The organism is Gemmobacter caeni (assembly GCF_003054195.1).
Classification (GTDB): domain Bacteria; phylum Pseudomonadota; class Alphaproteobacteria; order Rhodobacterales; family Rhodobacteraceae; genus Gemmobacter; species Gemmobacter caeni.
Window position 1 is genome coordinate 129823 of record NZ_QBKP01000012.1, and the last position, 26834, is coordinate 156656.

Below are 26834 nucleotides of genomic sequence, written 5' to 3' on the forward strand. Positions count from 1 at the left end.
CCTTCGCTGTCAGGCGAAGCTGCGGATCGTGTCGATCGCGCCATCCAGCGCCTTGCCCTCTTCATCCAGCAGCGCTGCCTCGCGCAACCGGCGGGCCCAGTCGGCGGCATCCTCGCGCGCTTCAATCAGCGCGATCCCGGCGAGCACGCGGTCGAATTTCGACTGGCCGCGCGCATGGGTGTCGGAATAGCCCTTCACCAGACGGCGGCATTTCACGATTTCCACCGCCAGATCGTAGTTCCGGCCCATAGCCGCCGTCGCGCGGGAAATCCAGCGCTCCATATGCGCCATCTCTTCGGCGTGGCGCAGCGATTTCAGCCGCCACCCGCGCAGGCCCCCCAGAGTGTAGAGCATCAGGAAGCTGGGCATCGTATCGGTGCGTACGCGGCGGCCCTTGTTGAACCAGCGGTCCAGACGCGCCATCCAGGCCGGGCTGTCCTGCACCTTGCGGCCGATCCCGGCGGGCAGCATCCCGGCAATCTCGGCCGGGCCGGGGTGCATGAATTCGGTCAGATGCATGAGATTGCCGTCTTTCGCACCCATCTCGCGGCGGATGCGGCTGAAGCGCTCGCCGCGGGTCTTGAGATCAGCGACGCGGATCACATCGTCATAGGCCATGGCATTCGCCAGGTATTTCGCGGCCTCGCGGCTGAAGGCATGAGCCTTGTCGGCGCGGTCCTGCCGGACCAGCATCTCCAGACGGTCCAGATAGGCGGCGCCATAGGCGAGATCCTGAAATTCCACCACCTTGCGAAGACCGGGCAGCGCCAGCTCGGCCACCTCAGCGGGCAGGGCCGTGATACGGCCGGTCAGGCGGTTCCATTCGGCCTGAAGTTTGGCACTGCCCTGCGGCACGACCTGCGCATGATTTTTGGGTGCTGCCACGGGAGCCGGGGCGACACCGGCCTGCGCGGCCTCATAACCCACGGCGAAGGCGCGGAGACTGGCCTCCACCCCTTTGCCGCCTGCACGGATCGCATCCTCGAATGCCTCGCGCGGGAAAGGCAGGGCGCCCGATCCGGCAAGACCGCCGAACAGGCTGGCCGAGATCACCGAACCGACCTTGACCGCCAGTCCTTCGAAATCCGCAAGAATCAGCCGCTGCGCCGCGACTTCGGCCGCCGCGCGCACTTCTTCGGACGAGGCGATGCCATTGCCGGGCACCATCTTTTCCGACACAGCCAGCGCCCGGTGGGTGGAGGCGATCAGCGTCGTGCGGTCCGGCGTGACAAAGCCGCGCATGATGGCGCGTCCGGCCTCCATCATCTCGGCCGAGATCATGATGTCCACATCGCCCGAAGCGGGGGCGAGCGAAAACACCGGCATCGGCCCGCCATTATAGGGTGCCATCTCGACATAGTAGATCGTCGCGCCGGTGCGCTGTGCCACCCCGGCGACCGAGGTCGCCTGCGCCGCATAGCCATTGGCGCGGGCCAGATCCTCGATCCAGCCGGTCAGCACACCGCCGCCCTGGCCACCGACGGCCAGACAGGCGAGCTTGATGATCTGCCCCAGTGCCGGGTCGGGCTGGCGGGGCGCGAGGCTTTGCTGCACGGTCATGCGGTTTCTCCGAAAGTCAGGCGGCTGGCGGCGCGGCGCGATTGCAGCCAGCCGATGACGCGGGCGCGGAAGGCGGCCCAGCGGCTTTCCCATGCGCCGGGATTATGCACCACATCGGCGCGATAGAAGCTGGGGCAAAGCACGGCGGCATCCGCCACCTCGCCGCAGTTGCCGCAGCCGACACAGGTCTGGTCGATGCTGGCGACCGGATCATCGCGCAGGGGATCATCCAGCGTTTTCAGGGACAGCGAAGGGCAGCCAGACAGCCGCATGCAGGCGTGGTCGCCGGTGCAGACGGCCTCATCGACACCAAAGCGCGGTGCCTCGACCCGGCGACCTTCCTTGATGGCCTTGGCGCGCAGGGGCTTTTCGCGGCGCTGCTTGTTCAGCATGCATTCCGACGAGGCGACGATGACCTTCGGCCCCTTTTCCTCGGTCGTCAGCGCCTCGATGAACAGCTTCTTCAGCCCGGGCACGTCATAGGTGCGGTTGACCTGCCGCACCCATTTCACCCCCACGCCTTCCAGCGCGCGGGAAATCGGGTTGTTGGTGGCCTTGGTATCGTTCTTCGCCCGAGACGACAGGATGTCCTGCCCGCCGGTCGCGGCGGAATAGTAGTTGTCCACCACCACCGCCACGGAATCCGACTTGTTGAACACCATGTTCCCGATCGACGACGAAAGGCCGTTGTGCCAGAACCCGCCATCGCCCACGATGGACAGCGCGCGGCGTTCGCCGCCGCCGTCAAACGCGGCGTTGGAGGCGGGGCCAAGCCCGTAACCCATGGTCGAGCCGCCCACCTCGAACGGTGGCAGCGAGGCGAACAGGTGACAGCCGATGTCCGCCGTGATCTGCACCTTGCCGGTTTCCTTCTGCGCCAGTTTCAGCGCGGCGAAGATCGGGCGTTCGGGGCAGCCGGTGCAGAAGCCCGGCGGGCGGATCGGCACGGTTTTCGACAGGTCGGGAATGGCGGGCGCGGTGAAATTCGGCGCACGCACCTGACCGGGCAGCAAATCCTCGGCCTCTTCGCGGAAGAAGGCGGTCAGGCTGTCCAGCAGCACCTGCCCGGTATATTCCCCCGCCATCGGCAGGATGTCCTTGCCATGCAGCCGCACGTTACTTTTGGCGCGGTAGAGATAGGTCGCGAGCTGCTGTTCGATGAATTCGGGCTGGCCTTCCTCGATCACCAGAACGGCGCGCTTGCCCTCGCAGAAATCCAGAAACTCGGACGAGACCAGCGGATAAGTCACGTTCAGCACATATAGCGGCAGTTCGGTCTTGCCGTGCAGATCGGCAAGGCCCAGCCGCTGCAAGGCGCGGATGACGCTGTTGTACATGCCGCCCTGCACCACCAGACCGACCGGACCCTCCTTGCCGAAACGCTCGTTCAGGCCGCGTTCACGGATGAATTTTTCGGCGGCGGGCCAGCGTACGTCGATCTTTTCCTGCTCGTGCCGGTAGGTCCACGGCGGCAGAACGACCCGCTGGAAATCGCTTTGCGGATTGGCCAGCGCATCGCGCACCGTCAGGGCGGGGCGCTGGTTGTCACGGGTTTCGAACGTGCCGGTGACGTGGCAGGACCGGATGCGCACGGTCAGCATGACCGGCGTGTTCGACGCCTCTGACAGTTCGAACCCGTCGCCCACCGCCTTGACGATGGAGGGCAGGTTGGGACGCGGGTCCAGCAGCCAGATCTGCGATTTCATCGCAAAGGCATGGCTGCGCTCCTGCATGATCGAGGAACCTTCGCCGTAATCCTCGCCCACGATGACCAGCGCGCCGCCCTTCACGCCGGAATCGCTGAGGTTCGCCAGCGCGTCCGAGGCGACGTTGACGCCGACCGGCCCCTTGAAGGTGACCGCGCCGCGGATCGGGTAATGTACGCTGGCTGCCAGCATTGCCGCCGCCGCAGCCTCGTTGGCATTCGCCTCAAACCGGACGCCCAGTTCGGTCAGCAATTCCTCGGCATCGGCCAGCACATCCATCAGGTGACTGATGGGCGCGCCCTGATAGCCGCCGACATACCCCACGCCATTTTCCAGCAGCGCCTTGGTAATGGCGAGGATGCCCTCGCCCGTGAAGGTCTGGCCGGCGCCCAGCCGCAGATGCTCTACCTCCGCCTTGAAAGACCGTTCGGCCATTCGCGCTCTCCGTTCTTACTTGGAAGGTTCGGTGTTCGACCACAGGACAGGGCCACCGTCCTTTTCATAGGCCATGCCCTGCGGGAAGGAGATCAGCTCCATCTGCAAACCCCAGGGCGCATAGAAATACAGGATCGACTGACCCGCCGCCGGGCCTTCGCTGACAGGCAGCGGGCCCATCAGGGTGCGGATGCCACGGGCCTTCAGATCCTCGGCCGCCGCTGTGATGTCATCGACGTAGAAGGCGATGTGATGCCCGCCGATGTCGCTGTTGCGCGGCGTGACGGTGGCCTGATCCGGTGCGGTATACTTGAACAGCTCGATGTTGGAGCCGAAGCCGCAGCGCAGAAGCGTGATCTGTTCGATCACCGCGCGCGGATCGACGTTCAGCAGATCCTGCATGAAAGAGCCGGTATCGTCACGGAACGGGCCGAAGGACATTGCCTTCTGGCAGCCCAGAACATCGGTGAAAAAGGTCTCTGCCTCTGCCAGATCCGGCACGGTCAGGCCGATATGGTTGACCCCACGCATGCCGGGCAGGGGTTCGGCGCTGGCTGAAGCCGCGACAAGCGCGGCAGAGACGACGGCGAGAGCGGCGAATTTCATTCCTAACTTCTCCTGTCGGGTGAACGGGCCGCTTCTTCGGGCAGCCTCAGAATTCGTGTTTGCGGATGTTCGCCAGTATCTGCTGAAGTGTGGCGACAAACGCGCGGCGGTCCTTGTCGGGGATGCCGCGAAAGAGGTTACGCTCTGCCTCGACCATATGGGGCCAGAGGCTGTCGAAGGCGGCGCGACCTGCATCGGTGATGAAGATGCGGGTGGCGCGGCTGTCCTGCGGGTCGGCCTCGCGCCGCACCAGCCCTTCGGTGGCAAGCTGGTCCAGTGCCCGCGACAACGTGCTTTGCTCGGTCACGGTATAGACTGCCAGATCGCGGATCACCGGACCGTCCACCACCGCCAACGAAGCCAGAACCCGCGCTTTCGGCGTGGTCAGGCCCAGTGCCGCCATTTCGTCACGGAAGCCCGCGTTATACCGGCCCATGATCCGGTTCATCAGATAGGGGGCGAAATTCGTCAGCCCGATCTCGCCCAGCCGGGGAAGGGTTTCATCATCACTCATGCACCAAGCCTCTTTGCCGCGTTGAACCCCGATCCGCCGCCAAGGCCCGGTCCGGGATGTGTCGAGGCTCCGATATGATGGAGTCCCTTGATGGGGCAAGCGCCGGGGCTGTGCGCGAAGGGGCGCCAGAGGAAGAACTGGTCGATGGAGCAACTGCCGCCATAGGGGTCGCCGCCGACGAGGTTCATGTTCATCGCCTGAAGATCGGCGGGGGAATAGGCGCGGCGTGCCAGCTTGATCGCGGCGAAATCCTTGATGTGAAGCGAGAGGATCGCCTCGATCCGGTCGGCAAAGGCTTCGCGGGTTGCCTCGGTCCAGTCGGCCCCGGTGGTGATTTCCCCCGCCGCATCGCCCTTGATGACGCGCGGCGCGTCGGGGATTTGCAGCCAGAGCACCGCCTTGCCATCCGGGCAGCGGCTCGGGTCCAGTTGCGAGGGTTGGCCCACGCAGATCGTGGGCACGGCGGGCAGCAGCCCGCGCTCTGCCTCGTTGGCCGACCGCGACACCGCGTCGATCCCGTCGCTGAGGTGGATCAGCGCGACCTGATCCAGACCGGGCGTCAGCCATTCCGGCGCGCGGTCCAGCGCGAAATGCAGCTGGAAATCGCCGCGCCCATGGCGGAAGGCGCGGGTGGCCTCGGCCTCGGCAGGCGGGGCGTCCAGCAGGCGGCCCCAAAGCTGCGACGGCGTGACCGAGGCGAGCACGTTCTTCGCCGCAATTTCCTCGCCATCAGCCAGCCGCACGCCGGTTGTGCGGCCGTTGGCAGTGAGGATGCGGGCCACGTCAGCGCCGGTGCGGAGCGTGCCGCCCTTTTCCTCGATCAGCTTGCGGAATGCCTCGGCCGCTTGTCCGGCGCCGCCCTTCACGATGGGGGCGCCCGCAGCTTCCAGCGCGAAGGCGATGACCTTGCCCATCTGGGCGGAATAGGCGCTTTCCGGGGTCAGGCCACAATGCAGCACCCAGGGCGCCCAAAGCGCCTGCACCAGCGGGCTTTGATACTGCGTTTCCAGCCAGCCACGCGCCGGGGCAAGGGCGCTGCCGAACCATGCGGCCATGCCCTTCAGCCCGCGCCGCCGCACCTGGCCGAACATCAGCTTCAGCGTGGGCCAGGACCACAGATCACCGCCCAGCAGCGAGAACAGGAAGGGTGCATCGGCCTCGATCGCGCCGACATCAGTACCATGGCGCGTGCCGTCACCCGGCGCCAGGGCGTTGAAACGGCGGATATTCTCGGCCCGGTCCATCGCCAGCACCAGCGCCTCTCCATCGGGGCGCAGCACGGCGGTCGGGTGCGGGGAATGGCAATAGTCCATCCCGTGCCGGGCAAGGTGGGGGCCAAGCGCGGCCCCCGCCGGGGATGTCATGAACAGAACGAAAGTGGCGGCCATCACGTCATGGCTGAAACCGGGGATCAGTTCGTCTGTGCGCAGGCAGCCGCCGATGCGGTCCTCGCGTTCCAGCACCAGCACCTTGTCGCCCTTCAGCGACAGCAGCGCCGCCGCGACCAGCGCATTGATGCCCGATCCGATAATGACATGATCGACCGCCATGGCGTTACGCCTTCGGCACCAGCGCCAGCGCGCGGATAGGCGAGCCGGTTCCGTTCTTGATCTTCAGCGGCGCTGCAATCAGGATCGCACCTTTCGCGGGCAGCTTGTCGAGATTGGCAAGCGAGGCGAGACCGAAGCGGTTGTTCTTGTGCAGCAGGTTATGCGCCGGGAAGGGCGGGTTCATGCCACCGGCCTGACCCGCATCGGTGCCGATGCACTGGCTGCCCCAGCCGACGATGCCCTTGGCGATCAGATAGTCGATGACCTCGGCGGTCGGCCCCGGCGTATGCGGGCCGGTCGCATCGGCATTGAGGAACTTCGCCTCGTCATCTGCGAAACGATCCCAGTCAGACCGCAGCACGACCCATTCGCCTGCCTTGATCTCGCCATGGGTGGCCTCCCAGGCCTTCACATGGTCGATGGTCAGCAGGAAGTCGGGGTTTTCGGCGCATTCCTTGCTGAAATCCAGCACGTTGACCGGCGCGATGAGGCGCTGCACGTCCAGCGTGTCGGTATAGCCGTCGGAATAATCCTTGCCCGTAATCCAGTGATGCGGCGCATCGAAATGGGTGCCGCTGTGCTCGCCCAGTTCCAGCCAGTTCCAGGCCCAGAACGGCCCGTCCTGATCATATTCGCTGATGCGGTGAATCTTGATCGGGGGCGTATCCTTGGCCAGTTCCGGCGGCAATTTCAGAAGCGGGGTTTCCGGGCCCAGCACGCCCGAGCAGTCCACAACGTCGATCCCGCCCGACAGAATCATTTGGCCGAGCTGGCCCAGAAGAGCCTGAGAAGTCATCGCTATCTCCCTGAATGGCGACCGCATCTGGCGGCGGTCATCGCATGAGAATCACTCTAGACAGATTTACATGCATTTGCAAATATCATTGTCAGACAGGGAGCAAAGAACGATGGCGGAAAGCCTCGATGTCATTCTGGTCGGCGCGGGTCACAACGCGCTGGCCGCAGCCGTGCATATGGCGGCTAAAGGTTGGAAAGTCGGCGTCTTTGAGCAGGCGCCGATGGCTGGTGGAGCTGTAAAGACCGGCGAGTATACGCTGCCGGGGTTCCGGCATGACTGGGCGGCGATGAACCTGTCATTGTTCGCAGGCTCTGCCTTCTTCAAGCAATACGGCGCGGAATTGCAGGTCCATGGTCTTGAATTCGTGCCAGTTTCGCGGCCCTTCGCCTCGGCCTTCCCGGATGGGACATGGCTGGGCGTCAGTACCGATATGGCGCAGACGCTGGCGCGGATCGGGGCGGAATCGCCTGCCGACGCAAAGCGATGGGAAGAGCTTGTGGCCGGTTTCGGGGCTGAGGCGCCGCATCTGTTCGGTCTGCTTGGTCGTCGCATGAATATGTATGCACTTGCATCGTTCATGTTCAAAACGATTCGCGCCAAGGGTGTCGGCGGCACGCTGGACATGGGGCGCTTTCTGCTGGAAAGCCCGCGCCGCTGGCTGGACCGCACCTTTGACTCGCCCAAGGTGCGGGCGATGCTGGGCGCCTGGGGCATGCATCTGGATTTCGCCCCCGATGTGTCGGGCGGTGCGCTGTTCCCCTATCTGGAGGGGATGGCGGGTCAGGCCTTCGGGATGGTGCTGGGGCGCGGCGGGGCGGATACGATCATCCGTGCCATGGTGGCGATGATTCGTGCCAAAGGCGGTATCGTGGAAACCGGCGCCCGTGTTGCGCGGATTGATCATCAGGGCGGCAAGGCGACCGGCATCACGCTGGCGGACGGTCGTCGCTTCACCGCGTCGCGGGCGGTGGTCGCCGGGGTGGCGCCGCGCGCCTTGCCTAAGCTGACCGGCGGCACCGAGCCGGGCTTTGACCGGGCGATGGCCGATTACGCCCATGCGCCGGGCACGATGATGATCCATATCGCTGCCAGTGACCTGCCTGACTGGGCAGCGGGCGGCGCGCTGCGTGATTTCGCCTATGTGCATCTGGCGCCTTCGCTTGATCAGATGGCGCGGACCTACCAACAGGCGCAGGCGGGGCTTCTGCCGGATGAGCCAATCCTCGTGGTGGGCCAGCCGACCGGGCAAGACCCGACCCGTGCACCGGCGGGCAAGCATGTGATCTGGCTTCAGGTCCGCATGGCGCCGGGCACCATCCGGGGCGACGCCAAGGGTGAGATCGCCGCGACCGACTGGGCCACGGCGGCGGAACCCTTTGCCGAGCGTGCGCTGGACATCCTTGAACGCTATGCGCCGGGCTTCCGGTCAAAGATTCTCGCGCGCCGCATCGTCACCCCGGCCGAACTGGAGGCGGAAAACCCCAATCTGGTCGGCGGCGATCAGATTTGCGGCAGCCACCACCTGAGTCAGAACTTCCTCTTCCGCCCCGTCCGATCCCATGCGGACGGGTCAACTCCGATCCGGAACCTGTTCCTTACCGGCGCGGCCGTCTGGCCCGGCGCGGGAACCGGGGCCGGATCGGGCTTTCTTCTGGCACAGAAACTCGCCGGAAAATAACGACATAAAAACAATAACAAAGCCATCAACCAACAGGGAAAACCATGAATCTCAACCGTCGCAGCCTTTTGAAGCTTTCCGCCGCCGGGGCAGCGCTTTCGCTGACCGGCCTTCCCGCGCTGGCCGCCATCGATGAACTGGTGATCGCCTATAACGTCACTCTGCCAAGCTGGGACCCGACCGTCGGCCCCTCGGCGGTGAACCCGACGATCCAGGGCATCTACCAGTCGGTGTTCGACCAGTACATCCTGCAACAGCCCGACCTCAGCCCCGCCCCCGGCCTGCTGACGGAATGGGGCTGGAACGACGACCGCACGCAGGTCTGGATGACCGTGCGCGAGGGCGTGAAATGGCATGACGGGTCCGATTTCACCGCCGAGGACGTGGCCTGGAGCCTCGCCCGTGTGGCGAACCCCGATACCGGCTCGCCCATCCAGTTCGTCTGGGGCACGCTGAAGAACCACCGGGTCGAGGGCAACAAGGTCATCGCCGATGTGGCGCAGTTCGACCCGACGATCTTCAAGTGGATGTACTTCCTGACCGGCTATGTGCTGCCGAAAGCCTATTACGAAAAGGTTGGCGCCGAGGGCTTCGAGGCCGCGCCGATCGGGACCGGCCCCTATATGGTCGAGAAATTCGAGCGCAACGCCTATGTCCGCCTGAAAGCGAATGAGGCCTATTGGGGTGGCGCGCCCGAGTTCAAGACGGTGACGATCAAGTTCGTGACCGATTCCGCCGCCCGCGTGGCCGAGGTGGAATCGGGCAATGCCCACGTCACGCTGGAAATGCCCTATGAGGAATATGACCGGCTGAAGAACGGCCCGCTGGCCGGGGTGGCGACGCCGGTTTCCGATATCGGAATGATCTTCCTCAACGATATCGACGTGATGCTGGACCCGAATGTCCGCAAGGCCGCCGCACTGGCCATTGACAAGCAAACCATCATCGACCGGCTGCTTTCGGGCTATGGCGTTGCCATCGACACGCTGCAAACCCCGGAATACGAGGCCTATGACCCCTCCATCAAGGTTGGCTACGACCCGGAGAAGGCGAAGGAACTGCTGGCGGCCTCGGGCTACAGCCCGGAGAATCCGGTGAAGTTCAAGATCCAGACCACCAAGGGCTTCAAGCCGAAGGATTACGAGATGGTGCAGGCCATCGTCGGCCTGTGGCGCAAGGTGGGGATCGAGGCGGAGATCGAGGTTTACGAGATCGCCAAGCACTACGAACTGCGTGCCGCCGACCAGCTTGCCCCCGCCGCCTTCTACAACTGGGGCAATTCGGTGGGTGATCCGACCACCTCGACCGGCTTTGCGATGTTCGGCCCCTCGCCGCATTCGGTCTGGGACGGTGCTGATCTGATCGAGAAGATTGCGCCGCTCTGGGGTGAGGCGGACGAGGCCAAGCGCATCGAAGGCTGGAAAGCGGTGGATCGCTACATCGCCGAAAATGCGCTGGTCATTCCGCTGCTGCAATATGTGCAGCCGATCCTGCATGCGCCGGGTGTCAAGGTTGTGCCCCATGCCTCGGGCGCGCTCTTGCCGCATCTGATGACGCGGGGCTGAGCCGTCGGCCGTGGGGGACTTCACGTCCCCCACACCCCCTGTGGGATATTTGAACCAAGATGAAAGCGGGCCGCGTTCGGGCGTGGGCGGGAGAAGCATGTGTTCTGGCAGAAACTGATCGCGCGGATCGGCACGACGGCGGTGACCCTGATCGGGGTGGCCGTGATCGTCTTCGTCGTTATCCGCGTGGTGCCCGGCAATCCGGTGGCGATGATGCTTCCGCCGGGTGCGACCGAGGCGGATGTGGCGCGGCTGACCGCGCTTTACGGGTTGGACAAATCCATCCCGGCGCAATTCCTGATCTGGGTTCAGGGCGTGCTGCACGGTGATTTCGGCACTTCGATTACCACGCGCCAGCCGGTGCTGGATCTGGTGCTGGGTCGTTTGCCCGCGACGCTGGAGCTTTCGATCATGGCGCTGGTAATGGCGGTGGCCATCGGTGGCACTGCGGCGCTGACCGGCACGCGGCTGCGTGGCACCAAGGCCGAGGGCGCCATCGACGTGGCGAATGGCATGGCGCTTTCGGTGCCGGATTTCTTGTGGGGGCTGGCCTTGATCCTGCTGTTCGGGGTGTTGATGCCGGTCTTCCATATCTCGGGGCGCGTCACGCCGTCGCTGGAACTGCCGTTCACGACCGGGTTTTACCTGTTCGAAAGCCTGTTCCGGCTGCGCTTTGACCTCTGGGCCGACATCGTGAGCCATATGCTGATGCCCGCGCTGGCGCTGGCCATTCCGCTGGCGGCGATCATCGGGCAGTTGCTGAAGCAGAGCCTGAAGGAAACCATGCATCTCGATTACGTCACGCTGAGCCGGACCAAGGGCTATGGCGAGAACCACGTCATCACGCGTGAGGCGTTGCCCAATGCCATCCTGCCGACGCTGACGCTGGTCGGCGTGCAGTTCACCTTCCTGATCGGCGGCACGGTGATCGTGGAGCGGCTGTTTTCCTACGAGGGCTTAGGCAACATGGCGATTGATGCGGTGATCAACCGCGATCTGCCGCTGATCCAGGGTATCGTGATCCTGTTCGCGGTCATCTTCACCGCCGTCAATCTGGTGGTGGATCTGCTTTACACCGTCCTGAACCCGAGGTTGCGTCATGGCTGATCTGACCGATGGCCGCGGTGCGGTGAAGCGCCGGATAGGGACGCGGCTCTGGCTGGCGGGGGGCTGGCTGACGCTTCTGCTGCTCGCGGCGGTGTTCGCGCCGCTGGTGGCGCCGCAAGACCCGCTGGCGCAGGATCTGTTCCTGACCCGTCTGCCCCCGTTCTGGGAAAAGGGCGCCGAGGCTGGTTACTGGCTGGGCACTGACAGCCTTGGCCGCGATGTGCTGAGCCGGGTCATCTATGGCGCGCGTCTGGCGCTGGTGGTGGCGCTGGTGGCGGGCAGCATCACCTGTATCATAGGTTCGGCTCTCGGGCTGATGGCCGGGTTCCTGCGGGGTTGGGTCGATCTGGTGATCTCGCGCCTCATTGACATCTGGATGGCCTTTCCGCCGGTGCTGTTCTCGATCCTGCTGATTGCGGTGATCGGGCCGGGGCTGCATTCGATCATCCTTGCCATCGTCATCATTGACTGGACGCGCTTTGCTCGCGTGGTCCGGGCCGAAGCCATGGCGCAGGGGGCGATGGATTACGTCGCCTCGGCGCAGGTGGCGGGGCGCGGGCGCATCGGCACCATGCTGCGGGAAATCCTGCCCAATGTGTTGCCGACCATCGTTGTTCTGCTGACGCTGGAAATGGGCATTGCGGTGATCGTCGAGGCGATCCTGAGCTTCGTGAACCTGTCGATTTCCACCGACGATCCCACATGGGGCGGCATGATCGCCGAGGGCCGCGCCAGCGTTTATCAGGCGTGGTGGGTGCTGGTTTTCCCGCTGATCACGCTGTTCCTCACCGTTCTGGCCTTCTCGCAACTGGGCGAGGGGCTGAAGGACCGCTTTGACCCGGTGCTGCGATGAGCTTTCTGTCTGTGAAGAACCTGACGCTGCGCCTGCGCGACAACCGTGCGCCGCTGTTGCGCGATGTCTCGCTGGAGGTCAGCGCGGGCGAGGTGCACGGGCTGGTGGGCGAGAGCGGTGCGGGGAAAAGCATGATCGGCAAGGCCGTTCTGGGCATCCTGCCGCGCGCGGTAGAGATCGCGGGCGGCGAGATCTGGCTGGATGGCGTGGATCTGCTGGCGCTGCCGCCTGCTGCGCGGCGCAAGCGGGTGGGCGGATTGGCCGCGCTGATCCCGCAAGACCCGCTGACCGCGCTGAATCCCTCGCGTCGGATCGGGCCGCAGATCACGGACCGGCTGGTGGATATTCTGGGCTGGAAACGGGCCGAGGCGGAGGCGCGCGCGCTGGATCTGCTGGGCGAGGTGCAGATCAACGACCCCGCGCGGGTGATGCGGCAATATCCGCACGAGCTTTCGGGCGGAATGCGGCAGCGTATCCTGATCGCCAGCGCCTTCGCGGCAGAGCCCAAGCTGATTGTAGCCGACGAGCCGACCACCGCGCTGGATGTGACGGTGCAAAAGCAGATCCTGCGCCTGATCGCGGGAATGCAGGCCCGGCATGGCACGGCGCTTCTGTTCGTGACGCATGATCTTGGCGTGGTGTCGAAGGTCTGTCAGAGCCTGTCGGTGCTTTATGCTGGCCGCATTCTGGAACAGAGCACGGTGCGCGATTTCTTTGCCGCGCCTTCGCATCCTTATTCGGCCGCATTGCTGGGGGCGACGCCGAAATACACCGATCCCGAAGGATCGCTGACCCCGGTGCCGGAGGCCATCATTGCCCGCCTGCGGGCCGAGATCGCCGCTTATGACGAGGCGCATCATGGCTGAGCTTTACACGGTGGACAATCTGCGCCTCTCGCTGGCCGACATGACGCGAAAACCTTTGCTGGGCGCGGCGCCGCGGATCGAGGTGCTTCGGGGGCTGAGCTTTTCAATCGCCAAGGGCGAGATCATCGGTATTGTCGGCGGCTCCGGCTCCGGAAAATCGACGCTGGGTCGGGCGCTGATCCGGCTTCTGGAGCCCTCGGGCGGCAGCATCCGCTTCGACGGGCAGGACATTACTCATCTGGGAGAGGAGGCGCTGCGCCCGCACCGGCGGCGGTTCCAGATGATCTTTCAGGACCCGATGTCGAGTCTCAATCCCCGGCATCGGGTCGGCCAGATCATCGCAGGCCCCATGCGCCTGCACGGGTTCGATCAGGTGGAGGCGCGGGTGGTGCAGGCGCTGGACCACGTCGGCCTGCCGCGCGGCTTTGCGCAGCGCTATCCGCACGAACTGTCAGGCGGGCAGCGGCAGCGCGTCGGGATCGCCCGTGCCATCGCGCTGGAGCCGGAGTTCATTCTGGCCGATGAAATCGTCTCGGGGCTGGACGTTTCGAGCCAGGCGCAGGTCCTGCGGCTGCTGGAGGATCTGGTGCGCGAACTTGGGCTGACACTGGCCTTTATCAGCCATGACCTGAGCGTGATCCGCAGACTCTGTCACCGCATCATGGTGCTGTATCGCGGCGAGATCGTGGAACTGCGGCAGACCGCCGAACTGTTTGCCGATCCGCAGGCGGCCTATACTCGCGAACTGCTTGAGGCAATTCCGCTGCCCGACCCGGATCAGCGGTGGATCTGAAACGAAAAACCCCCGCCACAGGCGGGGGCATACTGGTTACAAACCCGTTCCGATCAGGGCAGGCGTTTGGCCACCGTATCGGCAAAGGCGTCGACCAGCGCCTTGTAGTGTTCGGGGGCGTCGGTCATGCTGGTGATCGCAACGGCGCCTTCGGGCAGGAAGCTGTTCACCATTTCCAGCGACACGGCGATTTCATAGGCGTCCATGTTGGTGCCTTCTGCATCGTGGAGACGGACCATGCCTTTCAGCACGGAATCCTGCGCGCCGACAGCGGTCTGAAAGCTGTTGGCCAGGGAAACTTCGTCGATGTCGACACCGACGGTCAGCCCGTTGTCGGCCACGCGGTCCTGAATGCGGGCAAGGATGGCCGATTGCAGATCGTTTGCCAGATTGCCGTAATATTCGGCCGCTTTCGGATTGGCGATTGCGGCGACATCGGTTTCAACCTCGACCGCCTTGATCGGCTTGGCGTCAGCCAGAGCCATGCCGGAGACCGGCAGGGCCAGAGCGGTGGACAGGGCGAGAATATGGAACACTTTCATTGTCAACCTCATGATAAAGCGCAGAAATTTCTTTCCTGCCTTCTGGTGTGACAACGCGCGTTCGTCGATCCCGGTTCCAGAAAAATCGCGAAATATCGATTCTGCCGGGTGCGGCGCAGGCAGCCATATAATCGGGAGAAGTAAAAAGGGGGCCGAAGCCCCCTTCTTGAGATCCTCTCCGCAGCACCTTTCAGGCGCGCAGGGTTTCCGTGGATGAGAAGAACATCGCCTGGCTGACGGCCGACCGCACCTGCGTTTCCGAGAATGGTTTGGTAATCAGGAAGGCGGGTTCCGGCCGCTCGCCGGTCAGCAACCGTTCGGGGAAGGCGGTGATGAAGATGACTGGCATCTGTTCACCCGAGGCGAGGATTTCGTTCACCGCGTCGATCCCCGACGAATTGTCGGCAAGCTGGATATCCGCAAGGATCAGATCCGGCTGGATGCGGGCAGCAAGGGCCACGGCCTCGGTCCGGGTGCGGGCGATGCCGGTGACCTCGTGCCCGCAATCAGTGACGATATCCTTGATGTCCATGGCGATGATCGCCTCATCTTCGATGATCATCACGCGGCCCGAGACAGAGTTTTCCATTTCGCGCAGGGCAATGGCGACCAGTTCGGCCGCTTCCTTCGCAGAGACGCGCAGGATGCTACCGATTTCATCGGCCGAAAAGCCCTCGATCACCGACAGCAGCAGCGCCTCGCGCGAATTCGGGGTCAGGTCGCGCATATGGCGCTGCGCCCGTTCGGCGAGCGGGCTGTCCGCCTCGCCCACCGGCGCACCTGCACTGGCCCAGACGAGGTGAAAAACATGGAACAGCGCGACTTTCACACTGGAGGCGGATTCCAGCGGCGACAGGTCTTCAAGCAGGGTTTCCAGCGTGGCGGCGGCGAAACGGTCGCCGCTGGTCTGGCTTCCGGTCAGGGCGCGCGCATAGCGGCGCAGGTAGGGCAGGCTGCCCCCTACCGCCGCGGCGAGATCGGTTTTTGCCAGGTCAGTCATTCAATGCTCCCCGATGTGACAAGCAGTTGCTTTTTTCGGGAACCAAACGCTTCGCACGGCGTTTGGTTCCAAAGAATCCGCATGAATGTCTCTATGACATGAGGCTGTCCTGAAGGCATGATGAACAGATGAACAACGCACCCCGCAAATCCAGTCTGCAACAGCAGATCGACGAGAACCTGAAGCGTGTTTACGAAGAGACGCTGAAAGAAGAGGTTCCGGACCGTTTCGTGCAGTTGCTTGAGCAGCTCAAGGCAAAGGAGCGCGAAAAATGAACAGCGCCACCGGAGCGAGCGATCCGCGGGAAGAGATATTGATCCATCTTCCTGCGTTGCGGGCGTTTGCGATCTCTTTGACGCGCAACCCCTCGCAGGCCGACGATCTGGTGCAGGACACCATCGTGAAAGCCTGGTCGAACATCGACAAGTTCGCTGTCGGGACCGATCTGCGGGCCTGGTTGTTCACTATCCTTCGCAACACCTTCTTCTCGGACCGGCGCAAGAAAAAGCGCGAGGTGGCAGACCCCGACGGTCTGCATGCGCAAACCCTGTTCGACAAGCCGCATCACGACGGGCGGCTGGCTTTCGCGGATTTCACTCGGGCGTTCTACGAACTTTCGGACGAACATCGCGAGGTGCTGATCCTTGTCGGGGCGAATGGCTATTCCTGCGAGGAAGCGGCTGAAATGATGGGCGTCGCTGTCGGCACCGTGAAAAGCCGCACAAGCCGTGCGCGCAACCGTCTGGCGCAGCTTCTGGGGATGGAGCCGGGCGAGGATGTGCTGGCGGGTGACAGCGGCGCTACGCTTGCGGTTCTCAGCCGGTCGGGCACGCAGGCGGCATGATGCACATACAGGGGCTGGTGCGCCGGCGTCTTGCGATCCTGTCGCGGCTGGGCTTCCGCTTGATGGTGATGTTCGGCATCGTACTGATGCCTCTCGCCATCCTGAGCTATGTACAGATCCGCCAGTACCAGCGCGAGGCCGCAGCGCGAACCGAGGCCGCCGTCATGGGGCAGACCATGCAGGCGGCGGTGCCGACGGTGGAGCGGATCATGCGGGGCCAGGGCGCGGTTGCCGGTCTGGCCGTTGCCCTGCCGACGATGCTGAAAGATCCGGCGGACTGCCGGGCCGTCATGCAGCGCTTTCTGGAGCTTGAGGAGAACCGTATCTACACCTTCGCGGGGTTCATCGACCTCAATCTTCAGGTGAGTTGTTCGCCACAGGGCGATCGCGACATGAGCTTCCGGCAGGATCTGCGCGATGCGATGAAGCTGGACAAGCCGACCATGCGGCTGCGGACCCATGGCTCGATCAGCAATACCAGCGTGCTGGTGTTCCTGCATCCCGTGCATGATGCCGACAACAAGGTGATCGGGCTTGCCGCCCTGTCGCTGCCGCATCAGGTGGTGCGGTATGAGTCGCTGGGCGAGCGGGCCTTCAGTGCCGGTTCCGAGCCCAACGCCCTGATGACGTTCGACGCCGATGGCGAGATTCTGACCTCCAGCCTGTCGCTGGATCAGGCCAAAACCATGCTGCCGGTCTCTGTTCCGCTGTCGGATCTGGCTGACGGCCTGCCGCACAGCTTTTCCGGCAGCGCGATGTCGGGGCGGCAAAGCGTGTTTGCGGTTGTTCCTATCGCCGAAGGCAGTCTATTCCTTCTCGGCAACTGGCCGGTGACCGTGACCGATGCGATGATCGTTGAAACCTCGATTCCGATTGTGGTGTTCCCCGCGCTGATGTGGCTGGCCAGCCTTCTGGTGGCGCAACTTGCCGCCGAGCATCAGGTGCTGCGCCATATCCGCACCCTGCGCGATTCCATCGTAGCTTTCGCCGACGGCAACCGCCGCCTGCCGGAGCTTGATCTGCACGGTGCCCCCAGCGAGTTGCGCCGGGTGGGTATCGCGGTCGAGCGCATGATGGAAAGCGTGGTGCATGATGAGGCCGAACTGGAGGACATGGTTCACCAGAAGGAGGTCCTGCTGCGCGAGGTGCATCACCGGGTGAAGAACAACCTTCAGCTGATCGCCTCGATCATCAACATGCAGATCCGCAAGGCCCGCAGCGCCGAAAGCAAGGGATTGCTGCGCGGTTTGCAGGACAGGGTGATGAGCCTCGCGACCATTCACCGTGAATTGTATCAGACCAGCGGGCTGACGGATATTCGCGCCGATGAACTGCTGCAAAGCATCGTGACGCAGATCATGAAAATGGCAGGCCGGCCGGGCGAGCCGCTGAAGGTCACGACGAATTTCGCCGATATCCGTCTGACCCCGGATCAGGCCGTTCCCCTGTCGCTGCTGGTGACCGAGGCGTTGACCAATGCGCTGAAATACGCTTCCGCCCCCTCGGGGCAACGGCCCGAACTGCGTGTGGCTCTGCGTCGTGATGCCGACTCGCGTGCGGAGGTCGAGATCGTCAACAGCGTCGCACCCGAGGCCCTGCGCGCGCCGCCGTCGCCGGACAGCGCCGCGGAAAGCACGGGGCTGGGCGAAGCCCTGCTGTCAGCCTTTGCCGCCCAGCTTGGTACGCGGGTGGAGGTTGAGCATGGCGAGACGGAGTTTGCCCTGCGCTTTGCCTTTTCCCCGAATGCGCTTGCCGAAGCGGAAGAACGTGCAGTGGTCTGAAAAGCGGCTGACCGGGGGCCTTGCCGTTGCCCGGTCAGTTGCTGCCGAGCTGCCGCAACGAGATGCGCGCCTGTTCAACCTCGGCCCGCAGGCTGCGCAGAAGCGGGGCCAGTTCCGGTTCGATCCGAACTTCCGCCAGCGCGATGTCGAAAAGCCGCAACAACTCGGTTTCGCGGGCCACCAGTTGTGCCGCATTCGAAGGTGCGGCGGCAGGCTTGCGGCGGCGCGGGCGATCATTGCGACTAAGACGGCTGCGCAGGGTCATCGCCGCACGACGGCGGCGCACGAGAACACTGTATAGCAGCGGCGTGGGTGAGCGTGCCTGCATTTCCTCCATCTCATCGAGGCTTGTTTCAAACTCGATCAGCAAGGCTACAAGGGCACGTCTTAAAGGCATGGTAATCCCGTTCTGGTCGTTCAGGCCGGTTCTGAAGCAGAGAATGTCATCATGAAAACCTCAACGCGGCAGGTCGGTTCCATACAAGCGAACGGGTTGTGACAAAAGTGTCAAGAAACTTGTGACTTTTGGGGGCGAAACGGGCACTTCCTGCGGGGATGCGCCGTGATGGAACCGGATTGCCCCTGTCGCGTTGATCTGTCGGAAGCGCCGAAAGGCGGAAACCGGACACACAGGAGAAGATCATGCTTGGTTGGGCACTTACCTTTCTGATTGTTGCATTGATCGCCGCGGCGCTGGGTTTTGGCGGCATCGCGGGTGCATCGGCCGGGATCGCCAAGATCCTTTTCATCGTCTTCATCATCCTCTTCGTCGTGGCGATGATCGCCCGTGCGCTGCGGGGGCGTCCGCCGGTCTGAGGACGGGCCAGCTGCGCTGAGGGGCATGTTTGAACCTTCGACAAGACTAGGGGCCGCATGATGTCATGCGGCCCCTGGTCATTTTGAAAAACAGGTCATTCCGGAAACGGGCGGCTGAGCGAGGCAGAGCCGCGTAAGCCAAAGCGCCAAGGTCTTTCCTTCGCCCGACTGATACCAATGCGCGGACCTGCCACCACCTCACCGGGCGGATTCTCGGGAAGGATGGAGAATTCCGGGTGATCGAACGGCTTGCCATTCAGTGCGGGGCCAATCCCCAGGGCCCGACCCAGGCGCCCCGGCCCCGCTGCCAGCCGGGCATCCGGCACGTCGCCACGTCTCTGCCGCATCTCCTCCAGCCCGTCCTGCGGTTCGATGGCGCGCAACAACACGGCAGTCCCCTCCATACAGACCACATTCAGGCACCAGTGAATGCCGTAGCTGCGGTAGACATAGGCATGTCCCGCAGGCCCGAACATCGCCGCATTGCGCGGTGTCCGGCCCCTGAAACTGTGCGAAGCCGGATCATCGTGTGTATAGGCCTCGGTCTCGCAGATCATGCCCCGACACCTCCCGATGATCAGACGGCAGCCGATCAGCCGTCGCGCCACTTCTGGCGCTGGGAGTGCAAAATCACCGGGACGGAAGGTCATGGCGTTTGCCGAGAAAGGCCTGACACTCCAGATCGAAGGCCAGGGCATAGCCGGGATGATCATGTCCGGCCCGCAATGCGCAATGCGCCGCGATGCGCCAATGCAGAAGCGGTGCGAGCCGGTCGTAGCGGGCAAGCACACCGGCATCCGCATATCCTTCGCGAAAGGCGGCCACTTCCGCAGTGGACAGGGGATACCCGCGGTAAAGATGCTGCATGCCCGGTGAAAGGAACAAGGCAACATCGTCAACCGGGTCGCCCAGGGCCGGACATTGCCAGTCGATCAAAAGGGCGTTTCCGCCCCGCACGAGGATGTTCCCGGCCACAGGGTCGCCATGCAGCAGGCGGGCGGGGGCTGGTTCTGTTACGGCCACTTCCGGCAGGGGCGGTAGGTTTCGTAGTCGTGGCCATTGGCGCAGTTCCGCCAGCAGCGCCACACTGCCCGAAGCTGTTCGGCGCAGGGAAAGCTGCGGGGCCGGGGTTGCATGGAGCCGTGCCAGCAGAGCACCTACCCCGGCCGCACCGCTTTGCCATGTCTGCCCCACGGCAAAGCGGTATGCCAGCCAGTCAGCGCCACCTGCGACCGGCGTCGGGGCGAGGCCCGTCCCGCGCAACGCCTCCAGCATCGCATATTCGATGGTGGCGTCGTTCGGAAACAGCGGAGAGGCCGCCGCTGGGCGGTGCTGTTTGACCACCAGAGCGCCGACACGCCAGACCCGGTTGACCCGCCCGCCTTCCAGAGGATGCCATTTCTGCCCGACCAAAGCCGGTAGCACCGCGCAGATATGCGCGGCCTCGGGTGGGGCAACAGGGGCCGAAGCAGGCAGGACGTTCATGGCGCGCGAAGCTAGGGCGCAATCGCCTGGCAGGCAAGACGGTGTCATTCACGCAGGGCCGTCACCGCACTGACCGGAATTTCGGCGCCTCCGGCCATCATCAGCATCAACCCCTCAGTGCCCCCCCTAACCTCGAGAATGCGGCCATACACCTCGACCGGAGAGGGCTCGAGCCGGGTTTCGCCCTGATAGTTTTCAAGTGAGACATCATATGTCCCGTCCGGAAGTGGCGCACCTTCCACATCAACTGGCGTCCAGTCCAGTTCGGTCGTGTCGGGCGCCAGATCGACACGGTTCACCACGGTGCCATCCGCATCCATGACAACCAGAACCACACGATCCGCGCCACGCGCGGGATTCGGTGCGAGCGATACCGGCGCCCCCGCCGCGACCTGCATCGGCATTTCGGCACGGGCTTCATGGCCCACCCACCCCGACATTTGCGCCATACCCAGCAGTCCGAACTGGGCCTGCATGGTTTCGAGCAACTGGTTGGTCCTGGTCTGCTGTTCCACACCCGAGAAGGTGGCGAGTTGTACCGCATAATCCCCGCTGTCGATCGGGTTCAGCGGGTCCTGATTTTTCATCTGTGTGGTCAGCATCTTCAGGAAAGTATCGAAATCTGAACTGAGGCTGCTGCCGGACGGAACGCTCCGCGCGGAGGTTCCGGTACCGGTTTGGGTAATCTCCATGTTCCGTCCTTTCACAATCTGAGGTCGAGACCCTTGCCGGGTGACCGGAGCAAGGCAGGTGGCGCGGCAGATTCCGGTTCCGAAACAACCGGATGGGAAACGCCCGGTTCATTCGCCGGATGATCTGACCGGGCGTTGGGCTGGTCCTGGGTCCAATGGCCGAACTGCATTTCGGCCTGTCGAAAACCGGCCGCCCTGAACTCGGCCAACAGCTGTTCGCCGTTGCGGCGCAAAAGCTCCAGAGTGTCTGGTTGTTCCGCCCGGATTTGCGCCAGGATGCGGTCGCCCTCACTGTGCAATGTCAGTTTCAAATGACCCAGCTCTTCGGGTGCCAGCGACAACATGATCCCCTTCCCTCCGCCCGCGTCGTCCAGTTCTGTCTGTGGCGATATGGCCCCATCCGGTGAAGCCAGTGCGGGCGACAGATGGGGCAGAGCAAGCTGTCGGTGCGGGCGTGGTGGGGAGTCCGGCAGTATCACATCCCGGGCATCGGAGTGGGTGCGATCCGGTAAGGAAGGGATGCGCAAAATATCCGGTTCTGCGGCGGGTTCTTGCAGGTTCTGATGCGCGGTCCCATCCTTCTTGGCCAGTTCATCCGGCGTAACACTGTCGAGCAAAGTATTGGCCTGTTGGGTCAGGCCATCCGCAGGAGGAGCGTTTCCTTGCAACTTTTCCGGTACTTCTCTCAGCGCCAGACGAAGCTGAGGAAGATGTTCTTTCAGGGAAATCAGGTGCTTCTGAAGGGGAGGTAAAGTCTGTGGTGCATCTTTCGACGGTGTCTTCAAAGGCAGGCACGGTTTGACGGGCTGCGCCGAACCTGCTTCTGAAGCGGCATCCTGAAACGAACGTGTGGCCATCTGCTGCGGTTCGGGCAGATCGGGCGGCAGATGGCGCGGGATCGCTTGACCCGTGCGCGCCTCAGCATCAGCCCTCATAAGCAGCGGCGGGGAAGCATCATCGGGCAGACTGGCAGACGGAGCTGGCTTCGCCACATGAGACAGATTTTCGTGCGAACTCCGTTTGAGAGCGCCCGAGGCAGGGGGTGTTTCAAAGGGGCTATCCTCTGTGGCTTCTTCTGCGGCGGTGGGGTCCGTCGCATCGACAGGCTCAGGCCCTGCGGGCTGGCTCGTATGAAGAAAGTCCACATAAGCCATGGGTGGCAGGTTTGATATTTCCTCCGTCACCTGAACGTCGAAATCCGGTGCTTCAGAAGAGGCTCCGACTCGGCGCTGCGCATAAGCAGGGGTCGAATCATCATGCGATTCTGAGCCCGTGACCTCTGGCTTTGCTGCGGTGGCGTCGGGAAGGTGCGATTCCGGACGAAGTTGTGCAACCGGAGGCGGGCCGTCGGGGCAGACCGGCCCGGCTGTGACAGTCGCTTCTGCGGCTGACACAGGCTGCCGCTCTTTATTTGTCGGCCTGTTCAAGACCTCCAGAAGCGATGCAAAGGCAATCTCTGCCCCCTCGGCGTCGCGGGGGTAGCCCATTCGCAGGGGCACAACTCCGGGCAAGGAAAGGGGAGGAATCACCGGGGCCTCACGTTTTCGATCTATCTCCGGTTATTGCCGCAACGAGTTACCGGATGTTTACCGGCAGGCCGCAGCCTTGGGGAAAATCCAACACAAGGAGAAGCGGATGACAGATCTCACGATCCGGGCCGGTGTCGTGCGGCCCGGACTTGCCCCTGAAGCGCGATTGCAGGCACGCGCGGCTGATCTCGAATCGGCTTTTCTTTCAGAAATGTTGGGCTTTTCGGGCCTTCTTGCCACCGAATCGGCATTTGGTGGCGGGGCGGGTGAGGCGCAGTTTGCCTCGTTCCTGCGAGACGAATACGCGCGCAAACTTGTTGCCCGCGGCGGGCTCCGGCTCGGGCAGGCTTTTGTAGATGCCATGCGGCGGGGGGTGGACAATGGCGAATGATGTGGCTTCCGATGTGCGACTGCGGCTGGAGGCGATCCGCCAGGCCCTGATTTCGGGAGACATCCTGTCGCTTGTCGAAGAGGAGGGGCAACTGCGGCAGGCATTGCAGGCTGCTGTGGGGCAGATCGCCCCTGCGGAGCGTGCAGAATTGCGCCGCCTCGCACACGAGAACGAAGCCCTGCTGCGGGCAACCCGACAGGGCATCCGCAGCGCCCTGCGGCGCATGGCCGAGATTCGTGACGCCAGGGTGGCCTTTGGCACCTATGACAGTGGCGGGCGCCGGAAGGTAATCCCGCATCGGCCCCCGGAGACGGACCGATCCTTCTGAACTGCATCAAATGCCGGATATTGCAGCCCTCATGGACGGCCGGATTTAGCAAAGTGTTAGAGATTGGCGGGCATCAATCCAAGGGCATCCCGAAAGCGGATGGCACGGCAAGGCGCAAGCGGCCGTAGGGCGCAGAAGGCCGATCCCGCCGCCAGACGGCACTATGCCCGGCGCAAAGCGCCGGCTCAGGAAAGGAAAAGACATGTCGTCCATTCTGACCAATACCAGCGCAATGGTTGCTCTTCAGACCCTGAAGGGCATCAACAGCAACCTCAATCAGGTGCAATCGGAAATCTCGACCGGGAAATCGGTTTCCACCGCCCGCGACAATGCGGCCGTCTGGGCGATTTCGAAGGTGATGGAATCCGATGTCGAGGGCTTCAAGGGCATCAGCGACAGCCTGGCGCTTGGCTCTTCCACCGTGGCTGTGGCGCGGGAAGCCGCTGAAACCGTGACGGATCTGCTGACCCAGATGAAAGGCAAGATCGTCGCGGCCCAGGAAGACAATGTTGACCGCACGAAAATCCAGACCGATATCGTTGCGTTGCGCGATCAGATCGCCTCGGTCGTCGGGGCGGCCCAGTTCAACGGCCTGAATCTTGTTGACGGGTCGCAGTCGACGGTCGATGTTCTGGCCTCGCTGGATCGTTCGGGCAGCGGCGTCAGCGCCTCCAGCATCACCGTCACTGCGCAAAATCTGTCTGCGGGCAACTATACGGCGAAGAACGTCTTTGGTACTTCAGACGGCGTTTCCGCGAATGGTGATACCGCCGGGTTCCAGCTCGACAACGGCACCGGCACCGGCATGATCGAAATCGACGATTCCGGCGCGGCTTTCGCCGCAGGCGACAGTGTTTCTGTCACCATCGGCGGGAAGACCGCCACCTATACGGTGACGGCTGACGATGTCGGCGCGACGACGCCGTCTGATATGGTTGCGGTCGGTCTGAAGAATGCCATCGATAGTCTGGGGGTCAGCGGTCTGACGGTGGATTATGACAGCGGCTCTCCCGGTCAGCTTGCGTTCACCAATGCCGGAACCAATGATCTGACGGTCAGCGCACAGTTCAAGAATGCTGGCTCGGGCGGGCTGTCGGCGCTGTCGTCGATTGACGTGTCGACCGCAGGCGGCGCGGCTGCGGCGCTGGGCAATATCGAAGGGATGATCCAGACATCGATCAATGCGGCGGCTGATTTCGGTTCTGTGCAGAAACGGATCGACATTCAGGCGGGCTTCGTCGGCAGTCTGACGGATTCTCTGAAGACCGGGATCGGCAGCATGGTGGATGCGGATATGGAGGAGGCGTCGGCACGGCTTCAGGCCCTGCAGGTGCAGCAGCAGCTGGGCGTGCAGGCGCTGTCCATCGCCAATCAGTCGCCGCAGAGCATCCTGTCGCTGTTCCGCTGACGACAGGGGCGGCGCGGAAAACCGCGCCGCCGCTTCCTGACATTACCCCGCACCGCCGAAAGGACACCCCGTGACCGTCAGCCAGCTTGCACGGGTTGCTTATGGCAGCCCACATACGCCCGTTCGTTCGGATCGCCAGAACGAATACGACCTCTTCGCACGCATTACGCGCGCGCTTTCAGATGCGGTGACGCGCCGCGAAACTGATTTTCCGGCCTTTGCGGCGGCATTGCATGACAATCTGGTGCTGTGGCGCACCTTGGCCGCCGATGTGTCGGAGGAAGGGAATGCCTTGCCGCCGGCGTTGCGGGCGCGCCTGTTCTATCTTTACGAATTCACGGCGTCCCATAGCCGCAAAGTATTGGCCGGGGAAGCAGGCGTTACCGTGCTGCTGGATATCAATACATCGGTCATGCGCGGGCTGCGTGGAGAAAGGGCCGCCACATGACGGGTCTTGTGCTGAAGCTGGGCCCGCATGAACGGGTTCTCATCAACGGGGCGGTGATTGAGAACGGGGATCGTCGGTCCCGCCTTTCGATCATGACGCCCAACGCAAACATTTTGCGGCTGCGGGATGCGATTCATCCTGAAGAGGTGACGACGCCGGTGCGCCGGGTCTGCTACATCGCGCAACTGGTGCTTTCCGGAGATGCCGATGCGGCAGAAGCCCGTCTGCAATTGCTTCGGGGTATCGAGCAATTGAGCCAGGTGCTGACAGATCCCGACAGTCGGCTGCACCTTGCCGCTGCGACGGATGCGGTTGTGGATGGTCAATATTATCATGTGCTCCGGGCGCTGCGGCATCTTCTGCCACGGGAAGAGCGGCTGTTTGCCGCGCGGACGACATGACCTTCGCCCCGATCATACCGCTTTCTGGCTATGCGGGGTGGAGCTTTCTGCAAAGAACGCTGGACAAGCAGAAGGCCGCCTTCAATGCAGATGCAGCTTTGCAGCGGGACCAAGCCTACTTTCGCAGCCGGATCGGCGACATTCATACCGCAGAGCAGCTTGTCGCGGACCATCGCCTACTGAAAGTGGCTCTGGGTGCTTTCGGTCTCGAGGCTGATATCGGCAGCAAATTCTTTATCCAGAAGGTCTTGACCGACGGGACGCTTAACTCCGGCGCCTTGTCCAACAAATTGGCGAATAAACAATACAAGGCCATGTCCAAGGCCTTTGGTTTCGGCGATTTCAACACGCCCCGCACACAGCTTTCAAATTTTGCCGATGAAATTCTGGCAGGGTATCGGGACAATCGCTTTGAGGCCGCAGTCGGTGAGGTTGACGCGGATATGAGGGTCGCGCTGTACGCACAGCACGCCCTGCCGGAAATAGCACAAGGGCCATTGAGCGAAGATGCGAAATGGTTCAGCATAATGGGATCGGCGCCGCTCCGGAGGATTTTTGAAACCGCGTTCGGCTTGCCCTCGAGTTTCGGGGCGCTTGATATTGACCAGCAGCTTGGCATCCTGAAATCAAGATCAAGACGAATGTTCGGGGCCGGTGGAGTGGCCCAGTTCGCGACCGCCGAAAGTCAGGACAAACTCCTCCGACAATATCTCCTCAGGGCAGCTTTGTTGCGCTAGGATCCAGACCCATTGATTTCAGGCCTTTTGCGGGCTCTGTTGCACAAATCTGGTGAGGGACGGAGTTCCCTTATTCCTGGATAGACCTCCTGCGACCTCTGTGATGGGCGTGCCGAGAGCCGGGAAACCGTTCAGGACAGCGCCAAGGACCAGGAACTCTGCAACCCGACGGTCGAAGTCCTGAGCGGAGAGGCGCTACCCCAGCAACTTGCTTCAGTGCATCTTGGTCTCCGCCCGGCCTCGTCGATCATATCCGCGGTGGCTATTGTCGAAACAGGATTGTTGTATCGACCCATGTGTGGATGGTATATGGACCCCGCCTGATTGCAACGGTCTGTTTGGTTCTGGATCGGCGGTCGCGATTGCTGATGTATATCCGGCTTCTTCGGGCGGCCTGACG

At 63.2% G+C, this 26834-nt stretch carries 29 protein-coding genes and 1 pseudogene; 16 read left to right on the forward strand and 14 right to left on the reverse strand.

The features are described from left to right. Positions 1-9 precede the first annotated feature (9 nt). The 6 genes from C8N34_RS17555 to C8N34_RS17580 are packed head-to-tail and all read right to left on the reverse strand — an operon-like array spanning position 10 to position 7167. The gene (locus tag C8N34_RS17555) at positions 10-1560 is read right to left on the reverse strand and encodes an indolepyruvate oxidoreductase subunit beta family protein (protein ID WP_108129853.1); all 1551 of its coding nucleotides are present in this window, start codon (positions 1558-1560) and stop codon (positions 10-12) included. Further along, positions 1557-3701 (reverse strand): thiamine pyrophosphate-dependent enzyme, encoded by a 2145-nt coding sequence (locus tag C8N34_RS17560; RefSeq protein WP_108129854.1) that lies wholly within the window; start codon positions 3699-3701, stop codon positions 1557-1559. Before C8N34_RS17560 ends, C8N34_RS17555 begins: the two co-directional genes overlap by 4 nt. A gap of 15 nt (positions 3702-3716) precedes the next feature. After that, complete coding sequence (locus C8N34_RS17565; protein WP_108129855.1) at positions 3717-4307, reverse strand: VOC family protein; 591 nt, start codon at positions 4305-4307, stop codon at positions 3717-3719. 46 nt (positions 4308-4353) lie between these two features. Beyond that, positions 4354-4821 (reverse strand): MarR family winged helix-turn-helix transcriptional regulator, encoded by a 468-nt coding sequence (locus C8N34_RS17570; RefSeq protein ID WP_054303139.1) that lies wholly within the window; start codon positions 4819-4821, stop codon positions 4354-4356. Next, entirely contained in the window at positions 4818-6371 is a 1554-nt protein-coding gene (locus C8N34_RS17575; RefSeq protein ID WP_108129856.1) for a phytoene desaturase family protein, read from the reverse strand. The genes C8N34_RS17570 and C8N34_RS17575 overlap by 4 nt, the downstream gene beginning before the upstream one ends. Positions 6372-6375: 4 nt before the next feature. After that, positions 6376-7167: a cyclase family protein gene (locus C8N34_RS17580; protein ID WP_108129857.1), complete on the reverse strand. Its 792-nt coding sequence runs from the start codon at positions 7165-7167 to the stop codon at positions 6376-6378. 112 nt (positions 7168-7279) lie between these two features. On the opposite strand from C8N34_RS17580, the gene C8N34_RS17585 reads away from it, so the two are divergent. From C8N34_RS17585 to C8N34_RS17610, 6 genes are all read left to right on the forward strand, one after another. Beyond that, positions 7280-8848, forward strand: coding sequence for a phytoene desaturase family protein (locus C8N34_RS17585; RefSeq protein WP_108129858.1), 1569 nt, complete (start codon positions 7280-7282; stop codon positions 8846-8848). A 44-nt stretch (positions 8849-8892) separates the two neighbouring features. Beyond that, complete coding sequence (locus C8N34_RS17590; protein ID WP_054303135.1) at positions 8893-10413, forward strand: ABC transporter substrate-binding protein; 1521 nt, start codon at positions 8893-8895, stop codon at positions 10411-10413. A 99-nt stretch (positions 10414-10512) separates the two neighbouring features. Then, on the forward strand, positions 10513-11520 hold the full coding sequence (locus C8N34_RS17595) for an ABC transporter permease (RefSeq protein WP_108129859.1): 1008 nt from the start codon (positions 10513-10515) through the stop codon (positions 11518-11520). Further along, complete coding sequence (locus C8N34_RS17600) at positions 11513-12373, forward strand: ABC transporter permease (RefSeq protein ID WP_108129860.1); 861 nt, start codon at positions 11513-11515, stop codon at positions 12371-12373. The genes C8N34_RS17595 and C8N34_RS17600 overlap by 8 nt, the downstream gene beginning before the upstream one ends. Continuing rightward, on the forward strand, positions 12370-13239 hold the full coding sequence (locus C8N34_RS17605; protein ID WP_108129861.1) for an ABC transporter ATP-binding protein: 870 nt from the start codon (positions 12370-12372) through the stop codon (positions 13237-13239). The genes C8N34_RS17600 and C8N34_RS17605 overlap by 4 nt, the downstream gene beginning before the upstream one ends. Continuing rightward, positions 13232-14032: an ATP-binding cassette domain-containing protein gene (locus tag C8N34_RS17610; protein WP_108129862.1), complete on the forward strand. Its 801-nt coding sequence runs from the start codon at positions 13232-13234 to the stop codon at positions 14030-14032. Before C8N34_RS17605 ends, C8N34_RS17610 begins: the two co-directional genes overlap by 8 nt. Positions 14033-14085: 53 nt before the next feature. Here the strand turns inward: C8N34_RS17610 and C8N34_RS17615 are convergent, their stop codons facing one another. Next, complete coding sequence (locus C8N34_RS17615) at positions 14086-14574, reverse strand: hypothetical protein (RefSeq protein WP_054303130.1); 489 nt, start codon at positions 14572-14574, stop codon at positions 14086-14088. A gap of 190 nt (positions 14575-14764) precedes the next feature. Continuing rightward, positions 14765-15574, reverse strand: a complete 810-nt coding sequence (locus tag C8N34_RS17620; protein WP_054303129.1) for a response regulator — start codon at positions 15572-15574, stop codon at positions 14765-14767. Positions 15575-15702: 128 nt separating this feature from the next. On the opposite strand from C8N34_RS17620, the gene C8N34_RS17625 reads away from it, so the two are divergent. From C8N34_RS17625 to C8N34_RS17635, 3 genes are read left to right on the forward strand one after another with little or no spacing between them, the layout of a single operon-like run. Then, the gene (locus C8N34_RS17625; RefSeq protein WP_108129863.1) at positions 15703-15849 is read left to right on the forward strand and encodes a NepR family anti-sigma factor; all 147 of its coding nucleotides are present in this window, start codon (positions 15703-15705) and stop codon (positions 15847-15849) included. After that, positions 15846-16418 (forward strand): RNA polymerase sigma factor, encoded by a 573-nt coding sequence (locus C8N34_RS17630; RefSeq protein ID WP_054303128.1) that lies wholly within the window; start codon positions 15846-15848, stop codon positions 16416-16418. The genes C8N34_RS17625 and C8N34_RS17630 overlap by 4 nt, the downstream gene beginning before the upstream one ends. Then, the gene (locus C8N34_RS17635; protein WP_108129864.1) at positions 16415-18199 is read left to right on the forward strand and encodes a sensor histidine kinase; all 1785 of its coding nucleotides are present in this window, start codon (positions 16415-16417) and stop codon (positions 18197-18199) included. The genes C8N34_RS17630 and C8N34_RS17635 overlap by 4 nt, the downstream gene beginning before the upstream one ends. A 34-nt stretch (positions 18200-18233) precedes the next feature. On the opposite strand, the gene C8N34_RS17640 is transcribed toward C8N34_RS17635, so the two are convergent. After that, positions 18234-18596, reverse strand: a complete 363-nt coding sequence (locus C8N34_RS17640) for a hypothetical protein (protein WP_145693633.1) — start codon at positions 18594-18596, stop codon at positions 18234-18236. Positions 18597-18841: 245 nt separating this feature from the next. Between C8N34_RS17640 and C8N34_RS17645 the strand changes: the two genes are divergently transcribed. Beyond that, positions 18842-19015, forward strand: coding sequence for a DUF1328 domain-containing protein (locus C8N34_RS17645; protein ID WP_082400959.1), 174 nt, complete (start codon positions 18842-18844; stop codon positions 19013-19015). A 95-nt stretch (positions 19016-19110) separates the two neighbouring features. Here the strand turns inward: C8N34_RS17645 and C8N34_RS17650 are convergent, their stop codons facing one another. Genes C8N34_RS17650 through fliK form a run of 4 tightly spaced genes read right to left on the reverse strand, consistent with a single transcriptional unit; the run spans position 19111 to position 22679 of the window. After that, on the reverse strand, positions 19111-19713 hold the full coding sequence (locus C8N34_RS17650) for a DNA-3-methyladenine glycosylase (RefSeq protein WP_422387667.1): 603 nt from the start codon (positions 19711-19713) through the stop codon (positions 19111-19113). Beyond that, the gene (locus C8N34_RS17655) at positions 19646-20500 is read right to left on the reverse strand and encodes a phosphotransferase family protein (protein ID WP_054303124.1); all 855 of its coding nucleotides are present in this window, start codon (positions 20498-20500) and stop codon (positions 19646-19648) included. Before C8N34_RS17655 ends, C8N34_RS17650 begins: the two co-directional genes overlap by 68 nt. Before the next feature lie 44 nt (positions 20501-20544). After that, positions 20545-21192 carry a flagellar hook capping FlgD N-terminal domain-containing protein gene (locus tag C8N34_RS17660; RefSeq protein ID WP_108129866.1) on the reverse strand — a complete coding sequence of 216 codons (648 nt, stop codon included), beginning with the start codon at positions 21190-21192 and terminating at the stop codon, positions 20545-20547. 11 nt (positions 21193-21203) lie between these two features. After that, positions 21204-22679: a flagellar hook-length control protein FliK gene (fliK, locus tag C8N34_RS17665; protein ID WP_108129867.1), complete on the reverse strand. Its 1476-nt coding sequence runs from the start codon at positions 22677-22679 to the stop codon at positions 21204-21206. 148 nt (positions 22680-22827) lie between these two features. Between fliK and C8N34_RS17670 the strand changes: the two genes are divergently transcribed. The 6 genes from C8N34_RS17670 to C8N34_RS17695 all read left to right on the forward strand — a co-directional run bounded on the left by C8N34_RS17670 (position 22828) and on the right by C8N34_RS17695 (position 26434). Next, entirely contained in the window at positions 22828-23112 is a 285-nt protein-coding gene (locus C8N34_RS17670; RefSeq protein WP_108129868.1) for a chemotaxis protein chel, read from the forward strand. Continuing rightward, positions 23102-23440, forward strand: a complete 339-nt coding sequence (locus tag C8N34_RS17675; protein ID WP_054303119.1) for a hypothetical protein — start codon at positions 23102-23104, stop codon at positions 23438-23440. The genes C8N34_RS17670 and C8N34_RS17675 overlap by 11 nt, the downstream gene beginning before the upstream one ends. 202 nt (positions 23441-23642) lie before the next feature. Next, positions 23643-24848: a flagellin N-terminal helical domain-containing protein gene (locus tag C8N34_RS17680; protein WP_054303118.1), complete on the forward strand. Its 1206-nt coding sequence runs from the start codon at positions 23643-23645 to the stop codon at positions 24846-24848. A 70-nt stretch (positions 24849-24918) separates the two neighbouring features. Beyond that, entirely contained in the window at positions 24919-25296 is a 378-nt protein-coding gene (gene flaF, locus C8N34_RS17685) for a flagellar biosynthesis regulator FlaF (protein WP_108129869.1), read from the forward strand. Continuing rightward, complete coding sequence (gene flbT, locus C8N34_RS17690; RefSeq protein WP_054303116.1) at positions 25293-25697, forward strand: flagellar biosynthesis repressor FlbT; 405 nt, start codon at positions 25293-25295, stop codon at positions 25695-25697. The genes flaF and flbT overlap by 4 nt, the downstream gene beginning before the upstream one ends. Next, positions 25694-26434 (forward strand): DUF1217 domain-containing protein, encoded by a 741-nt coding sequence (locus C8N34_RS17695; protein WP_108129870.1) that lies wholly within the window; start codon positions 25694-25696, stop codon positions 26432-26434. The genes flbT and C8N34_RS17695 overlap by 4 nt, the downstream gene beginning before the upstream one ends. An 87-nt stretch (positions 26435-26521) precedes the next feature. Here C8N34_RS17695 and C8N34_RS17700 read toward each other — a convergent pair. Next, positions 26522-26689, reverse strand: a pseudogene (locus tag C8N34_RS17700) (IS5/IS1182 family transposase); the annotation flags it as partial. Between the last annotated feature and the right edge of the window lie 145 nt (positions 26690-26834).

Bases quoted from the DNA above. Each gene is read 5' to 3' on its own strand.
- C8N34_RS17585 (WP_108129858.1), top strand. From the start codon at position 7,280: ATGGCGGAAAGCCTCGATGTCATTCTGGTCGGCGCGGGTCACAACGCG.
- C8N34_RS17590 (WP_054303135.1), top strand. From the start codon at position 8,893: ATGAATCTCAACCGTCGCAGCCTTTTGAAGCTTTCCGCCGCCGGGGCA.
- C8N34_RS17605 (WP_108129861.1), top strand. From the start codon at position 12,370: ATGAGCTTTCTGTCTGTGAAGAACCTGACGCTGCGCCTGCGCGACAAC.
- C8N34_RS17650 (WP_422387667.1), bottom strand. From the start codon at position 19,713: ATGCCCTGGCCTTCGATCTGGAGTGTCAGGCCTTTCTCGGCAAACGCC.
- C8N34_RS17610 (WP_108129862.1), top strand. From the start codon at position 13,232: ATGGCTGAGCTTTACACGGTGGACAATCTGCGCCTCTCGCTGGCCGAC.
- fliK (WP_108129867.1), bottom strand. From the start codon at position 22,679: ATGGGCTACCCCCGCGACGCCGAGGGGGCAGAGATTGCCTTTGCATCG.
- C8N34_RS17575 (WP_108129856.1), bottom strand. From the start codon at position 6,371: ATGGCGGTCGATCATGTCATTATCGGATCGGGCATCAATGCGCTGGTC.
- C8N34_RS17580 (WP_108129857.1), bottom strand. From the start codon at position 7,167: ATGACTTCTCAGGCTCTTCTGGGCCAGCTCGGCCAAATGATTCTGTCG.
- flbT (WP_054303116.1), top strand. From the start codon at position 25,293: ATGACGGGTCTTGTGCTGAAGCTGGGCCCGCATGAACGGGTTCTCATC.
- C8N34_RS17695 (WP_108129870.1), top strand. From the start codon at position 25,694: ATGACCTTCGCCCCGATCATACCGCTTTCTGGCTATGCGGGGTGGAGC.
- C8N34_RS17565 (WP_108129855.1), bottom strand. From the start codon at position 4,307: ATGAAATTCGCCGCTCTCGCCGTCGTCTCTGCCGCGCTTGTCGCGGCT.
- C8N34_RS17625 (WP_108129863.1), top strand. From the start codon at position 15,703: ATGAACAACGCACCCCGCAAATCCAGTCTGCAACAGCAGATCGACGAG.
- C8N34_RS17615 (WP_054303130.1), bottom strand. From the start codon at position 14,574: ATGAAAGTGTTCCATATTCTCGCCCTGTCCACCGCTCTGGCCCTGCCG.
- C8N34_RS17630 (WP_054303128.1), top strand. From the start codon at position 15,846: ATGAACAGCGCCACCGGAGCGAGCGATCCGCGGGAAGAGATATTGATC.
- C8N34_RS17620 (WP_054303129.1), bottom strand. From the start codon at position 15,574: ATGACTGACCTGGCAAAAACCGATCTCGCCGCGGCGGTAGGGGGCAGC.
- C8N34_RS17660 (WP_108129866.1), bottom strand. From the start codon at position 21,192: ATGGAGATTACCCAAACCGGTACCGGAACCTCCGCGCGGAGCGTTCCG.
- C8N34_RS17635 (WP_108129864.1), top strand. From the start codon at position 16,415: ATGATGCACATACAGGGGCTGGTGCGCCGGCGTCTTGCGATCCTGTCG.
- C8N34_RS17570 (WP_054303139.1), bottom strand. From the start codon at position 4,821: ATGAGTGATGATGAAACCCTTCCCCGGCTGGGCGAGATCGGGCTGACG.
- C8N34_RS17560 (WP_108129854.1), bottom strand. From the start codon at position 3,701: ATGGCCGAACGGTCTTTCAAGGCGGAGGTAGAGCATCTGCGGCTGGGC.
- C8N34_RS17670 (WP_108129868.1), top strand. From the start codon at position 22,828: ATGACAGATCTCACGATCCGGGCCGGTGTCGTGCGGCCCGGACTTGCC.
- C8N34_RS17640 (WP_145693633.1), bottom strand. From the start codon at position 18,596: ATGCCTTTAAGACGTGCCCTTGTAGCCTTGCTGATCGAGTTTGAAACA.
- C8N34_RS17555 (WP_108129853.1), bottom strand. From the start codon at position 1,560: ATGACCGTGCAGCAAAGCCTCGCGCCCCGCCAGCCCGACCCGGCACTG.
- C8N34_RS17675 (WP_054303119.1), top strand. From the start codon at position 23,102: ATGGCGAATGATGTGGCTTCCGATGTGCGACTGCGGCTGGAGGCGATC.
- C8N34_RS17680 (WP_054303118.1), top strand. From the start codon at position 23,643: ATGTCGTCCATTCTGACCAATACCAGCGCAATGGTTGCTCTTCAGACC.
- C8N34_RS17655 (WP_054303124.1), bottom strand. From the start codon at position 20,500: ATGAACGTCCTGCCTGCTTCGGCCCCTGTTGCCCCACCCGAGGCCGCG.
- C8N34_RS17600 (WP_108129860.1), top strand. From the start codon at position 11,513: ATGGCTGATCTGACCGATGGCCGCGGTGCGGTGAAGCGCCGGATAGGG.
- C8N34_RS17645 (WP_082400959.1), top strand. From the start codon at position 18,842: ATGCTTGGTTGGGCACTTACCTTTCTGATTGTTGCATTGATCGCCGCG.